The following is a 13,565-nucleotide window of genomic DNA, read 5'->3' as shown; positions in this document are numbered from 1 at the left end:
TTAAATTGCTATATCTGTAGATGACGTTATCGCCAGAACAATGCCTAAAATCATAATCCCTATCATCACACCTACGACAAGGATCGCAACGGGCTCAACCAATGTCAGTACTTGCTTCATTTTACGTTTACACGCCTCATCATGAAGCTTTGCAACCGCGGTCATCATCTGAGCCAACCTGCCGGTTTTGTCTCCTACAGATATGAGATTGAGTGATGTTCCAGGCACGAGATTTGTTTGAGATAGCGCCTCAGTTAACGATGTCCCGGATTGTACATCTCCTATTAATTGTTTCGCTTTAACACGTCTTTTCTCAAAATTGCTCGACTCTGCCGAAAGCTTTAGTGCTGTCACTAGATTTACCTTCGCTTCCAACATTGCACCACACAAAGATGCCCACCGAGCGGTATCTTGTTCTGACAACCAAGGGCCAATGACAGGTAGTTCAAGCGCTAAGTTTAACGTGGCAATACGCACTTTGCTGTTCATAAAAATACCCGCTACGCAGAGTATCAGCACAATTATAGTGCCAAGCACTAGCACTGGGTTTTCATTCACCGCTGCACCAGATTTTAATACAAGCCATGCTAACGTTGGAAGTTCTTTTCCCTCTTCAAGCATGTGTGAAAATTTTGGTACAACGGCAAAAAAAATGATTAGCATAGCTGCTATGCCAGAACCGATAAGCACTAATGGGTAGGTGAGAGCACTTTTAAAATCGTTCCGTAATGCTTGCTCGTAGTTGAGCTGCTCTGAGGCATTTTTTAAAGCCTGCGCTAAGTTTCCACTCAGTTCTCCTGAACTAGCTAGATGTTTTACATAAGGCGGGAAGGGGAGTTTTGACTCTTCAATAGCCTGTGAAAAGCTACTCCCACCTTCAATAAGGCTCGTAATTTTTTTGAAGCCTTTGGCCAATCCAGGATGTTCTTTGTTTCGTGCCAATGCTGCTACTGCATCCACCAAGGGCACGCCAGATTCGCATAGGGTAGAAAGCTCTTGAAGAGGTAAAACAAGGTCTGATGCAGATACTTTCTTACTGCCAATCTGAAGATTTTCGTTCGGCGTTAGCTTGTAAACCTCAATTCGCATTTTAGTGAGTGATCGTATGGCCTCTTGTTCTGAAGAAGCATCTATATCACCACTTACTTCGCTTTGTGTTGATGTATCAATTCCAGAATAGACGTACTTCACTCTTCATCTCCAGATGTAGAGCATACACGAAGCACTTCTTCAATCGTTGTCATGCCTTTAGCTGCTTTTAACAGACCGTCTTCGAACAATGAGCGAAACCCTTGAGCCCTGGCTAGCTCTCTGATGCTAGTGACATCACTTTCTTTTGAAATTAACTCTCTTATCTCAGGAGTCACAGCAACTAATTCATAGATTCCGACACGGCCTTTGTACCCTTTTCCATGACAGCTAGAACAACCAACAGGCTTTTTCCAAGTTGGCGCTTCTACTTGGCTCAATACTTCCTTTAAACGAGGGTCTGAGGCAAGAAATTCAGGTGCCGCTGAATTGACGCTACAATCTTGGCAAAGCTTTCTTACTAAACGCTGAGCTTGAACGCCTTGAATTGTTGCCGCGGTTAGATAGGGTTCAACCCCAATATCAGAAAGGCGGGGAAATACGGAGCTTGCATCGTTAGTATGGAGGGTAGACAACACTAGGTGGCCGGTAAGAGAAGATTGTATTGAAATATCAGCTGTTTCTTTATCCCGGATTTCACCCACCATTATGATGTCTGGATCTTGACGCAGGAAGGTGCGAAGTGCCCTCGCGAATGTGTAACCAATATCAGAGCGCGCCTGAACTTGAGTAATCCCATCTAGCTGATACTCTACAGGGTCCTCAACAGTTAGGATCTTTTCTTCCCCGGTTTTAATGTCCGATAGTAAACCGTAAAGCGTTGTTGATTTACCTGAACCTGTAGGCCCTGTCACCAAAATTATACCATTACTCAGTTTGCCCCACTTACGGATAAGCGTAAGGTGGTCATCTTCAAAGCCTAAGTATTCAAGCGAGAGCTTATCGCGCTTTTTTGGTAATAGGCGCATTACTATCGACTCACCATGAACATCTGGAGCCGTTGAGACACGAACATCGAACTCTCTTTTTCCTGCACGAGTGCTAAATCGACCATCTTGTGGCAGTCGCCTTTCAGCTATGTCGAGTTCGGACAGTAGCTTAATTCTAGAAGCTATGGCAGAAAATCTCGAAGCAGGTTGCTGCATGAACTCTGTAAGTTTGCCGTCTACCCTGAATCGAACTGTCATTTTTTTCTCACCAGCTTCAATATGTATATCTGACGCTTCTGAATATATGGCTCGCTCAACAATACTATTTACTAAATTTATTACAGGCGCTTCTTCCGCTAGCGCTGCAATGTCTGTCGTGGAGCTGCCAAAAAGCTCCGAAACCGCCCTTTCTTGCGCTATGCTGTCTTCTATGGTTGCAGCCATCGCAGGGGTGAGCAAAATAGGTTTGAGCTCAACATCCCCCTTAAAGCTAAGGTTTATCACATTCCAGGCATTAAACGAACTCGGTTTATCTGTATAAACCAGAGCTGTGTTATCTTCTTTTACGATAAAAAAATGATTTTCAATACACCAATCTATATTTAATTCATACTCTTTTGTCGTAATTAGCACACGCTCTGCAGCCGGGCATGACTCGACTTTATTTACTAAAGGCCACTCAAGCTCTTTCGCAATATTTTCATATAAAAAATCATCACCAACGAAACCTAATCGAGAAATGGCGGTCAACTCATCCGACGATAAATCTTCGGCTGTATTTTTAACCTGATGAAACTGACGTTCATCTATTTCCGAAGTATTTAAAAGTTTTTTCAGAATTAGTTGGTCAAGATTTACGGGAATGTGGATTGACATAATGACTGCGAAATTTCCGATATAAATAGTTGTCTAAAAGACGAAAAGCTCTGCTTCAGGGTATATCCAAAAGTAGAGTGTATGGTAAACTAACTCAGAGCTTTAAGCTAGATGAGAGAGATTAGGTTGACAATAATTGCGCTAAATAATTCCAAGTGGGTTTCGAAATTTCTCGATTTGATAGAGAATACTTTTTGGGGTGAGGAGTCAAGCATAGATGGCACAACCAATACTATTTTCTTGTCTAAACCCTATCCTTCGGGCCTGCGTGGCACGAATTTAGATAATTGGGTTGATTTACAGAAAAGGCATCTGAACCCCTTTAACAATGGTAATACTCATGTCTTTAGGGGTGCTAATAATCTATGCCTTTGGTTTTCTAAACAAGAATTGGAAGGCACCCCTGAAACTGCGCTTCAAGCTCCATTACCAGACGGTCTTCATTACGTCAAAGGAAAGACGTTTTTGTACAGACAGCGATGGAAAGATGAGGAAATGCTGGTTTGTGAGACGTTATCGTATCTCCCCGACGGAGCACACTTTTCTTCTTTGGCAGATTTTGAAGAGAAAGGGAGAGCTTGGGCACACCAGAGAAAAATTGATCAATTGTCGATAACTCCAGCCTTTTGGGCGTGTATTGTTCTTGTTGTTTTTTTAATGATTTTTGCTTTTCTCGGCGGTGCACAACTAGCAAATCTAAGAACAAGCTCAACGTTGAAGTCTGAAGAGATACTGATTCAAGATAAGCTAGGGGGTAAACTGGCACTTCAAGACAGGGTTCAGCGCGCACAAGCTGCAAAAAACGGAATAATTCAATGGTCCTTAGCAAATGCCTCTTTACCTACAAGCTTAGCTACAGTGATAGATAATGTTGTTGAGCAAACCGAATGGCATGCTGATGCTATTGACTGGCAAGGACATAAGCTGATAGTGGTATTGAGAACGTCTGAATTAGACATCGCTGCGTTAGTTGCGAATTTGGAAAGTTCCGGTGCATTTGATACCGTATCGATAAGGCCAAACAGTCGCGCTGGTACATGGAATTTAGAGGTTAAAGTAAAAGATGCGTGAGCAATTTATGTCAAGCCGTCTTTACCTTGAAGTAAAGGCAAATCCAAGGTTACAGTGGATGTTGCTCGTCGTTGCAGTAATCTTACTTGCCAGTCTTTCTAAAAGTATTTTCGATAGCATCTCTGAAGAAAAGTCAGCAGTTGGACAACAGTTTGTCATGGTTGAAAAGCTAAAGGATGCCGCGAACAAAAATGTCGATGTAGATGAATTAGAGGCACTAGAAGCGGAAGTTGCTAATTTAACAAGCAATATACCAAGTTCAGTGAGCGTAAATGTAGCCGAGGCCGAAGCATTGAAAGTGGGCGCTGAAACTTTTGCGACTTCCGTAGTTTCTTCTCGTATCTCACTGGTCGGGAGTGAGTCCATATTCATCGGTGAGTCAGAATACTGGCAAGTAAGAATTCAAGTTACAGGGCGTTTACCCGAAAAGTCGCTTATCTCTTTCTTAAGCAATTTTGACGGAGAGAAGACGAATATAAGGTTAAACTCCCTTGAATATATTCCTCAATCTGGGGATAGAATTAGTGCTGTCGTCGATTATTTGTATAAAAAGGCTGTGTGATGAAAAAGCTTGCAGTATTGGTACCGGCAGTTTTTGTTGTTATCTTCATGGCATCATATTTAACTTATTCTTCTTATTCGAAGCCCCAGTCTCAGTCAAATGGCGAGTCTGCAACTGTTGAGCAAAATACTGACGTTAATGCAGACTGGCAAGCGAGTTTTAAGAAAGTTAGTGATTACTTTACTCCACCTCCAAAAGAGAAGCCCAAGACTAAACCTAAAAGAAAAGAGCGAGTATGGTCGATAAAAGACGGTACTCTAGTGGGGGTGGTTACTGAACCATCCGCAAAGGCTTTAATTGTCGTTCGTAATCAGCCAAATATACGTGAAGTCCCTTTAGGTGAGGGGTGGCTTGCTCCTTGGCGTCTTCAGCGGGCGGAAAACGATAACGTGTTATGGGTAAATCAAAAAACGAAAGAAGAATTCACTCAATATTTGTTTAAATAGTACTTAATGGGATATCAGCCAAGGTATGTGTAATTTAATAGAAGCGTCTTCGCTTCGTAGCTGTGTAAAAATAGTGTCTGTTTCTCTAGCAGTTGTTGTACTTGCGAGTTGTGCAAACTTGCGAGGACCTGCATACAAATTAGCACAAGAAGACGATGCCTCGTTCGGCAAACCGTTAAGAGAACCCAAAGAAGTTAATACTGATTTTTTTAACGCTGCAAATGAAGAAGATGAAGACCCAAGTTCAAAAGAACTAACAGTTATTCGTCCTCCCTCTATGCCAATAGAGAAAGCGGTAGAAGAGGCAGAAAAACTCGTTGTTCCCAAATTAAAATCATCTAACATCAATAAGCAGTCTTACAACAATTTGCCAATCCCTGCTTTTATTAATGAAATCTATGGGAATCAACTTGGTTTAAACTATGTCATTCAGCCTGCGTTACAAAAGGCGCCTGATCTCGTTACGCTAAGAGTCAGTGGTACTATGAACGAAAAGGATTTTTACGTCCTTGCCACGAAAACGTTGATGCGTTACGGAGTTACCACATACTTATCAGATGGTGTTTTAATATTCGATTATTCCTCGCAGGCTTCGGACGATGCCCCTATCTTGATGACAGGGAACGCACTGCCTGAAGTACCGGCAGGTAATCGGCCGGTGTTTTTTATCTATCCTTTAAAAAGCCTTAAAACTGCGCAGGTTAGGAGTCTGTTGTACAAGTTGTTTTCACGGTCGGGCGCAAAAATCGAAGAAGACATTGAACGTAATGCACTAATAATATCAGGAAAAGAACAACAGGTGCTTGCTATTGTAGAAGCAGCCAAGTTATTGGATGTTCCAAGTATGGAGGGAATGAGTAGCGTTATTCTTCAACCATCAATAAATACGCCGACAGAGCTTGCTGATACGTTAACAGATATCTTGAAAACAGAAGGTTTTGCGGTACAAGAACGTTCTGGTGGGGCGCCGATAAAGCTTTTACCTCTAACGAGCGTGGGCCAACTTGCTGTTTTCGCCTCTACCTCTGAAATTTTAGACCATATTGTCGATTGGGCGAAAAAACTTGAAAAAGAGCGTGAGGAAGATGTTGAAAATGGCTTGTTTGATTATCAGGTTCAAAGTACTCAAGCTAGCCATATTGTAGAGTTGTTGAATCAATTGGGAGTTGGTGGTTCGAATGGAATTCAAGGAAGTGCTGGCGGAGACGGTCAACGAACAAGAGCCTCAACTGGAAGGTACGCGGTTGATGAACAGCTTAACACAATATTGTTTAGTGGTAGCGGCAAGGATTGGGTTACTGCACTTAAAATGATTAAACGCTTAGATAAGCCAGCGCCTTCGGTAATGATAGAAGTGATATTGGCAGAAGTAAGCTTAGAGGAAAAAGAAGAATCTGCTATTGAGTGGTTTGTTGATAGAGCTATTGGTGCTTACGATGCTGTCGCTTCTACAGATGGCGCCCTTGGTGTTACCGGCGGCGGACTGAGTTTGAACTTTTCGCGCGGGGACCAAACTCGAGCCGCATTAAATTTCTTGTACGAGAATAGTCGCTCTAAAATTCGTTCAAGACCTAGGGTTATGGTTAAAAGTGGGCAAGAAGCATCGATTGATGTAGGTGACCGCGTGCCGACTATCACGTCGAACGTGCAAAGTACTAATTCATCTAACGCTCAAATCGTCCAACAAGTTACTTATCAGGATACTGGGGTATTGTTAGATATCAAACCTACTGTTCACGCGACAGGGTTTGTAGACATTGAAATTTCTCAGGAGTTAAGTGAAGCTTTGTCTACTAGCTCTAGCAGTATTAATTCTCCTACGATCAGAACAAGAAATATTACGACCACATTGACATTGCGTGATGGAGGCTCTGTACTTATTGGCGGTCTGATTCGGTCAAACGACGGTGATGGCGAAGTTGGTGTTCCCGTCCTTGGCAAGCTACCAGGTATCGGCCGCCTGTTTAGAGGGGAGAATATGGAGCAGACAAGAACTGAATTAATGGTGATGATTATTCCTTATATTCTTAACTCACCGGAAGAAGCTGAATCGTTAGTTGACGAGCTACAAATTGAAAGGATGAGAGTGATTAATAGTCACGAATAAATGCAGAGTTGGTCATTATCTCTATAAACGGAGGAGAAGTGCTCTTCTCCTCCGTTTATTTATGGGTTTTGTAATATCCTTTCAGCATTAGGGCTGTATTCTAAAAATAGGGCTTGCTGTTCCGCCGGAAGGCAGCCGATTTTATGAGCTCCAAAGCTATTGCACTTGAATACATGTTGTGTTCCAAACTTAAGCATCATCTCTTTGCTTGCCACTTTAGCCTTCATTACTGATAGGTAGAACGCGAAAAAAGTATCCTCTGCGCCAGGCCAGTTTGCCGCGTTAAATCTATTGAGGCACTCGTAGTGAGCTTTCCAGTCTCGGAAACTTAAACCACCATTCCCACCTTCCGCATAAACGCCTACCGGTCTTTCGCAGGGCCACCATGAGCCAATGTAATCAAAAGAGTAAAAATCCGAAAGCGTGTATGTTGAATGAACACAAAAAGCAGCATCACATTGAAAAAATAAAACTTTATACCTTGTTTTTAGCTGATCCCAGAAGCAGTGAGATAAAAGTAGGCGGTTGTAGTCTGACGGCGGTAATATATCGGTGGCAAGAGGGGATAAAAATAGCTTCCTTTCTTTGATATAACTCGCGAAATAATTGTTTAGCTGTTCGCCATTACTAGGACCGTGGAAAAGTTGCACAGGAATTTTAAGATACTTCAAGGCTTCTTCAACGACAGGAATTAAGTTTGGATGGTTTCTAGATTCGACTATTACCCCCAATACATCAAAAAGCTCCAACTCTCCCGAGGGGGCTGTGCATGGAAGTATCGACTTAATGTGACTATCTGAAGATATATGTTTTCGTCGGACAGATAACGACTGGTGTAAGTCTTTGGAAAAAGTTAACCAGTCGCTATTGTTCAATATACTATTTAAATAGTGAAGTGATTCCGGCTTGAGAAACAACCCTTACCCCTTTGTTTTCGGAAGAACGTTAGTTAAATGATGAATACAGATACTAACAAATGATACCATTACACCACTGATTAAGACATTCACAAGAAATTCGCATAGGGAGAAAATGCGTGTCAGGTAGTAAAAACATTTATATTTTTGTTATTGTTTCTCTCTTGGTCACCGCCGTTGGTTACTATGGTGCCTTAGAGGTTCCATTCTATTTAGATGATAGAAGTTCAATTACTCACAATGTTAACTTTCAAAATGCAAGTATTACCTCGCTTTTTGAAGCATATGGTATGCGCTTTGTAGGTTATCTCACATTGTGGTTAAATTACATGTATGCTGAAGAGGCGGTTGTAAGCTATCACTTAGTTAATGTAGCTATCCACTTGATAAACGGCTTTTTGGTATTCGGCCTTACGAGAAAGCTTCTTGAACTCTCGACGTTGGATATCTCTGAAAATGGAACTATGCTGCTAAGTGGATTGGCAGCACTGATATTCCTTTCTCATCCCTTAAACTCGCAAGCAGTTGTTTACGTCGTTCAGCGATTAGCTTCTCTGGTTACAATGTTCTACCTTGGTGCTGTTCTCTTGTACCTTTGTGCAAGAACATCTAGTGATGCCGCAAAAAGAAATCTCTATTTTGGGTTATGCGTTCTTGTATCCTGTTTAGCTTTATTCACAAAACAGAATGCAGTGACGATACCTGTTGCCCTCGTGCTAATAGAAGTGATTGTTTTCAGGTCAATTCGTTTGCGATATCCATTAATTTTCTTAACAACCATTGTTGTTATTTTTTTTACTGGCCTTGCTTTTTCTGGTGAAGGTAGCGTTTTTCATCAAGTCGATGCTCTAACTAGGGAAAGTAACGACATAAGTCGTTTAGAATATTTACTCGTTCAGTCTTCAATAATTACCGTTTACATCCAGAAATTCTTTTTGCCCATGAATTTGCATCTGGATTATGGGTTAACTTTGGCGTCTTTTTCGTCTTTTCAGAAAGTTGGAGCATTAATTGTGCATTTGCTGATATTAATCAGTGCACTCGCTTTTAGGAATAAAACCCCACTATTATCTTTAGGTATATTGCTTTTCTATACATTCCACTCTGTGGAATCTGGGTTTATTCCGATTACTGATCTAGCCTTTGAGCACAGAAGCTACCTCCCAAATTTTGCTCTTGTACTTTGTTTAGTATCAGTATGTGGTTTGGTTACTTCAAAGAAGAAAATCGATAGTTTAGTAAAAGCATGGTTCATTATTCCGGCAGCTATCGTAGTGTTGGGTTTAACAAGCATTACTCACGCTAGAGTTAGTGAGTGGAAAGACCCAAAGATTTTCTATGAAAAAGAGCTTGAACGGAGCCCGAATAATGTTAGAACTATGCATAATTTTGCTGAGTATCTTATACGGGAAGGTAATTTAGATAATGACAAGGTAAAAGCTGGTTTATTACTCGATAGAATGTATGAGAACAGCGATGGTAAGTTAGATGGTGTAATGGTTAACACTCATCTTGTTTACTTAATGGGGACAAAAGAATATAGAAAAGCCGCGAAGCTTGGTGAGAGCTTGCTCTTACAACCGTTACATCCAGTAACACTTTCGCTCGTTAAAGAAAATCTAGGTGTGATTTTTACAACTCTGGGTGATTACAAAAAGGCAATCACCTATTTCAGAACTTCTCATCCTCTAGACAACCTTAAGCCAAGCAGCAGAATAGCTTACGCGTTTGCGTTATATAAAGAACGTAAGAAAAAACAAGCATTGGATGTTGCAGAAAGCATACTGGTGATAGACCCTAATAACAGTAAAGCGAAAGAACTTATAGCGATCATAAAGAGTTAAAAATACCGGAGTCAGAGTAATTGCTCTGACTCCAGTACTATTCATAAAGCTAATTGAGAGCCTAAGAGAGCATGTTCTCTAGTATCTATTTTAAATTCGAAACCACATGAGCAGAACGCTTAAAAAGTCTGAAGGCCAATCCACATACTACTTATTTGCGTGTTTACACTTTTATTTAAAGATTCCTTCCCCTACCATTAGCGGATTGTTCGCAGTTCGTAAAATTCTATGCCTTCATTACAAACTTACAGCACATTCGGCCTTGCCGCTTATTGTGATTCTATTCAGTCGTTTACCGATGTTGCTTCATTTCTGTCTGTTTTCAATACTTCTAAAAATGATAAAAACGCCATTTACATATTAGGAGGTGGAAGCAATTCCATTTTTACCAATGACTTTGATGGAACAGTACTAGTTAACGAAATTAAAGGTATTAGTCATTTCGATACTGAAGCTCACCATTACTTAAGAGTAGGTGCTGGCGAAAACTGGCATGACTTTGTAACCCTCTGTATGAAAGAGAAGTGGTATGGGTTTGAGAACTTAGCGTTAATACCTGGTTCGGTTGGCGCTTGCCCCATTCAGAATATTGGCGCCTATGGGGTAGAGGTGAATAGATTAATCGATAAGGTAGAATGCGTATTTCTTGAAGCCGGCGAACAGGTATTACTAAGTAATGAAGACTGCCAATTTGGTTATAGAGATAGCGTGTTTAAACATGCGCTCGCAAACAAAGTACTGATCACTCATGTGAATTTTAAACTACCGAAACATTACGAACTTGAAACCAGTTACGGTGAGTTAGCTGCACTTTCTGAGCCTACCCCAGAAAAGGTGTATAGTAAGGTAATAGAAATTAGAAAGAGCAAACTTCCAAATCCTGATGAGCTAGGTAATGCAGGAAGCTTCTTCAAAAACCCAGTCGTGCCAAAAGCGTTGTATGAAGCTATTGCACAGAAATACGATTCAGTGCCACATTTTGTGGTGAGCGGAAGTACTGAATTGCCAGCACTTCAACAACAAATAAAAATACCGGCAGCTTGGCTTATCGACCAAGCAGGTTTTAAAGGCAAGACTTTGAATAAAGTAAGATGCCACCCTACACAGCCATTGGTGCTTACTAACTTAGGTGGAGCCACCGGAGGGGACGTGATAACCATGGCAAAAGATATCATAGCAAGCGTACAGGGTAAGTTTGGTATACAGCTTGAGCCAGAAGTGCGCTTATTAGGAAGCAAAGGACTTATTTCGCTATGAGACAAGCATCAAAAGCTATAAGAAAACATATACTGGCTTTGTTGTCTGACGGTCACTTTCACTCTGGTGAAACTATTGCCCAGCAAGTGGGTCTTTCACGTACCGCTGTAGCAGGTCATATATCTCAACTTGCCGATTGGGGGTTAGATGTATTTAAAGTTAAAGGTAAAGGTTACCGTTTAGAACGAGGTTTTCCATTGTTAAGCGCCGACAGCATTAAACGCCATTTAGGCAATACAAAGCGTGCAGTTATTGATGTGGAGTCAGTGTTACCGTCTACCAATACAGAAATGAAAAAACGTATTGCGAGTAAACGAGAAGACCTTGAAAACGGCGATGTGGTTTTCGCTGAAATTCAAACTGACGGGCGGGGCCGTCACGGTCGAACTTGGCTAGCCCCGGTTGGCGGAAGTTTAACTTTTTCTATGTATTGGTCTTTTCCTGATGGTTATCAGAGCATGGCGGGTCTTTCTTTGTTGGTAGGGCTAGCCGTTTGCGACGCGTTAAAAGAATTTGGTGTAGAAGATGCCGAATTAAAGTGGCCGAATGACATTTATCTGCAAGGCAAAAAACTTGCGGGTGTACTTATTGAGGTAGAAGGGCAGATAGGGGCTACCGCCCATAGTGTTATCGGCATTGGCTTAAATGTTTGTGTACCGGATAACCAATACGATGTGGGTCAGCCCCATAGCGATCTCGCTTCTTACTTAGGCACTATTCCCGATAGAAACGAACTAGCAGCAGAAATTATTAAATCGCTGTGGTCTTATTTACCTAAATTTACTCAACAAGGTTTTGGGCCATTTACTGCATATTGGGAAGCCCTCGACTTATACGCTGATAAACGCATTGTTTTGCAAATGGGCGAGAAGCGTTTCTCCGGTATTGATAGGGGCGTGGACGCCAGCGGCGCACTACTCGTTGAAACGCAGGACGGTATTACACGATTCCACGGTGGCGAAGTTAGCCTGAGGGGCAATTAGTGTTTCGTTTCATGGTTGAACGGCGACGATTTTGAAAATTTCGCTATGAACGCACTTCGTAGCTGGCCATGATGCTTTCTATAAAATATTTTATCCGTTCGTTTTACGCATTGCGTTGCGATTGAAACTAAAAAATATGAACAACATTGAAGAAAACCACGTCATTTTGGTGGATATTGGTAACACCCGAATAAAATATTCACTGCTTTGTCACGCTGAAGAAGAGCCAAATGCATGTGAAGATGCCATATCTCTTTTCTCTTTTATCGATTCGCAGAAAAATATTTCTCATTTATACATCGCCTCGGTGAGAAACCAGGAACTGGTTGATGAAATTTCCAGCATGTGTCATGAGCGAAACATTATTTTTGTAGAAAAACACACAGAGAAAGAAGCTTTCGGCATAAAAAATAGTTACGCGAATGTTCAAAAAATGGGCGTTGACCGATGGCTTGCCATGATCTGCGCTGCAGAAAAATCAAAAAAAGCATTTTTTGTGATGGATGTGGGTACGGCAATAACGGTAGATTTTGTTGTAGATGGTCAACATTTAGGCGGTTGGATCGTGCCTGGTTTTCAAGTTATGCGTAATGCACTGGTGGCATCTACTAAAAAAGTGTTCGCGAATGACGAAATTCCGACCACCTTTGGGGTAGGGACCGACACAGAAGATTGTGTGGCAACAGGGTGTCATGCTGCCCTATATGGTGTTTATTTGAGCGCGGTTGATTACATATCAAGCAAACAAACCGATTTTGACATAATTTTAGGGGGTGGAGACAAAAAAGTGTTTGCATTCTTAAAATCTGCTGATAACATGCGCCTCGCTCATTTGGTGATGCAGGGTCTTGCCCGCTACGCTCGAAGTGAACTTTTAAAGTGAACATCGACGTAAGTTTTTGATTAGTTGAAAAATTGGTCAAAAAAGAAAATTGAAAAATTTTCAAAAAGACACTTGCACAGAGTTAAACAATACTCTAGAATGCGCACCCACTTGATGTAGTGCCGACTTAGCTCAGTTGGTAGAGCAACTGACTTGTAATCAGTAGGTCGCCAGTTCGATTCCGGCAGTCGGCACCATCAATCTGGAGGGGTACCCAAGCGGTCAACGGGAGCAGACTGTAAATCTGCCGGCTCAGCCTTCGCAGGTTCGAATCCTGCCCCCTCCACCACTTTCTCTATGAGGTGGCCAGAGAATTAGGATTGCGGGCATCGTATAATGGCTATTACCTCAGCCTTCCAAGCTGATGATGCGGGTTCGATTCCCGCTGCCCGCTCCAAATCAGTGCTGATATAGCTCAGTTGGTAGAGCGCACCCTTGGTAAGGGTGAGGTCGGCAGTTCAAATCTGCCTATCAGCACCAGTTTATTTCTCCCCAGCTCATGTAAAAAACTCTAAATTTTTTAATGTAACTTTGCTGGGATAATAGAAATGGCAAAAGAAAAGTTTGAACGTACGAAACCCCACGTAAACGTGGGTACAAT

At 41.7% G+C, this 13,565-nt stretch carries 11 protein-coding genes and 4 tRNA genes; 12 read left to right on the top strand and 3 right to left on the bottom strand.

What is annotated here, in order from left to right; all coding sequences use genetic code 11:
- Together JC525_RS18365 and JC525_RS18360 are read right to left on the bottom strand one after the other, a co-directional pair.
- On the bottom strand, positions 1–1,191 hold the full coding sequence (locus JC525_RS18365) for a type II secretion system F family protein (protein WP_198817380.1): 1,191 nt from the start codon (positions 1,189–1,191) through the stop codon (positions 1–3).
- Entirely contained in the window at positions 1,188–2,894 is a 1,707-nt protein-coding gene (locus JC525_RS18360; protein WP_198817379.1) for a GspE/PulE family protein, read from the bottom strand. The genes JC525_RS18365 and JC525_RS18360 overlap by 4 nt, the downstream gene beginning before the upstream one ends.
- 126 nt (positions 2,895–3,020) lie before the next feature.
- Between JC525_RS18360 and JC525_RS18355 the strand changes: the two genes are divergently transcribed.
- From JC525_RS18355 to JC525_RS18340, 4 genes are read left to right on the top strand one after another with little or no spacing between them, the layout of a single operon-like run.
- A complete protein-coding gene (locus tag JC525_RS18355; RefSeq protein WP_198817377.1) occupies positions 3,021–3,965 on the top strand; it encodes a hypothetical protein in 945 nt (314 codons plus the stop codon).
- 7 nt (positions 3,966–3,972) lie between these two features.
- The gene (locus tag JC525_RS18350; RefSeq protein ID WP_198817375.1) at positions 3,973–4,527 is read left to right on the top strand and encodes a hypothetical protein; all 555 of its coding nucleotides are present in this window, start codon (positions 3,973–3,975) and stop codon (positions 4,525–4,527) included.
- Positions 4,527–4,973, top strand: a complete 447-nt coding sequence (locus tag JC525_RS18345) for a hypothetical protein (RefSeq protein WP_198817373.1) — start codon at positions 4,527–4,529, stop codon at positions 4,971–4,973. Before JC525_RS18350 ends, JC525_RS18345 begins: the two co-directional genes overlap by 1 nt.
- Before the next feature lie 25 nt (positions 4,974–4,998).
- Entirely contained in the window at positions 4,999–7,080 is a 2,082-nt protein-coding gene (locus JC525_RS18340) for a type II secretion system protein GspD (protein WP_198817372.1), read from the top strand.
- Positions 7,081–7,139: 59 nt separating this feature from the next.
- Here JC525_RS18340 and JC525_RS18335 read toward each other — a convergent pair whose 3' ends face one another.
- Positions 7,140–7,829 carry a DUF5672 family protein gene (locus JC525_RS18335; RefSeq protein ID WP_198817370.1) on the bottom strand — a complete coding sequence of 230 codons (690 nt, stop codon included), beginning with the start codon at positions 7,827–7,829 and terminating at the stop codon, positions 7,140–7,142.
- 287 nt (positions 7,830–8,116) lie between these two features.
- Between JC525_RS18335 and JC525_RS18330 the strand changes: the two genes are divergently transcribed.
- From JC525_RS18330 to JC525_RS18295, 8 genes are all read left to right on the top strand, one after another.
- Positions 8,117–9,841 (top strand): tetratricopeptide repeat protein, encoded by a 1,725-nt coding sequence (locus JC525_RS18330; RefSeq protein WP_198817368.1) that lies wholly within the window; start codon positions 8,117–8,119, stop codon positions 9,839–9,841.
- Between the two features lie 228 nt (positions 9,842–10,069).
- A complete protein-coding gene (gene murB, locus JC525_RS18325; protein ID WP_198817366.1) occupies positions 10,070–11,098 on the top strand; it encodes a UDP-N-acetylmuramate dehydrogenase in 1,029 nt (342 codons plus the stop codon).
- Entirely contained in the window at positions 11,095–12,081 is a 987-nt protein-coding gene (gene birA, locus JC525_RS18320; RefSeq protein ID WP_198817359.1) for a bifunctional biotin--[acetyl-CoA-carboxylase] ligase/biotin operon repressor BirA, read from the top strand. Before murB ends, birA begins: the two co-directional genes overlap by 4 nt.
- Positions 12,082–12,217: 136 nt before the next feature.
- On the top strand, positions 12,218–12,964 hold the full coding sequence (locus JC525_RS18315) for a type III pantothenate kinase (protein ID WP_198817357.1): 747 nt from the start codon (positions 12,218–12,220) through the stop codon (positions 12,962–12,964).
- A gap of 121 nt (positions 12,965–13,085) precedes the next feature.
- A tRNA-Thr gene (locus JC525_RS18310) sits at positions 13,086–13,161 on the top strand.
- 7 nt (positions 13,162–13,168) lie between these two features.
- A tRNA-Tyr gene (locus JC525_RS18305) sits at positions 13,169–13,253 on the top strand.
- Between the two features lie 33 nt (positions 13,254–13,286).
- A tRNA-Gly gene (locus JC525_RS18300) sits at positions 13,287–13,361 on the top strand.
- A 7-nt stretch (positions 13,362–13,368) separates the two neighbouring features.
- Positions 13,369–13,444: transfer RNA gene (locus JC525_RS18295), tRNA-Thr, on the top strand.
- Positions 13,445–13,565 lie beyond the last annotated feature (121 nt).

This window comes from Alteromonas sp. IB21, assembly GCF_016405965.1.
Classification (GTDB): domain Bacteria; phylum Pseudomonadota; class Gammaproteobacteria; order Enterobacterales; family Alteromonadaceae; genus Alteromonas.
Note: the sequence above shows the minus strand (reverse complement) of the source record. Positions and strands in the feature narration are given on the sequence as shown.

Excerpts from the sequence above, each read along its gene's own strand:
- JC525_RS18345 (WP_198817373.1), top strand. The coding sequence starts at position 4,527 with ATGAAAAAGCTTGCAGTATTGGTACCGGCAGTTTTTGTTGTTATCTTC.
- JC525_RS18315 (WP_198817357.1), top strand. The coding sequence starts at position 12,218 with ATGAACAACATTGAAGAAAACCACGTCATTTTGGTGGATATTGGTAAC.
- birA (WP_198817359.1), top strand. The coding sequence starts at position 11,095 with ATGAGACAAGCATCAAAAGCTATAAGAAAACATATACTGGCTTTGTTG.
- JC525_RS18340 (WP_198817372.1), top strand. The coding sequence starts at position 4,999 with ATGTGTAATTTAATAGAAGCGTCTTCGCTTCGTAGCTGTGTAAAAATA.
- JC525_RS18350 (WP_198817375.1), top strand. The coding sequence starts at position 3,973 with ATGTCAAGCCGTCTTTACCTTGAAGTAAAGGCAAATCCAAGGTTACAG.
- JC525_RS18360 (WP_198817379.1), bottom strand. The coding sequence starts at position 2,894 with ATGTCAATCCACATTCCCGTAAATCTTGACCAACTAATTCTGAAAAAA.
- murB (WP_198817366.1), top strand. The coding sequence starts at position 10,070 with ATGCCTTCATTACAAACTTACAGCACATTCGGCCTTGCCGCTTATTGT.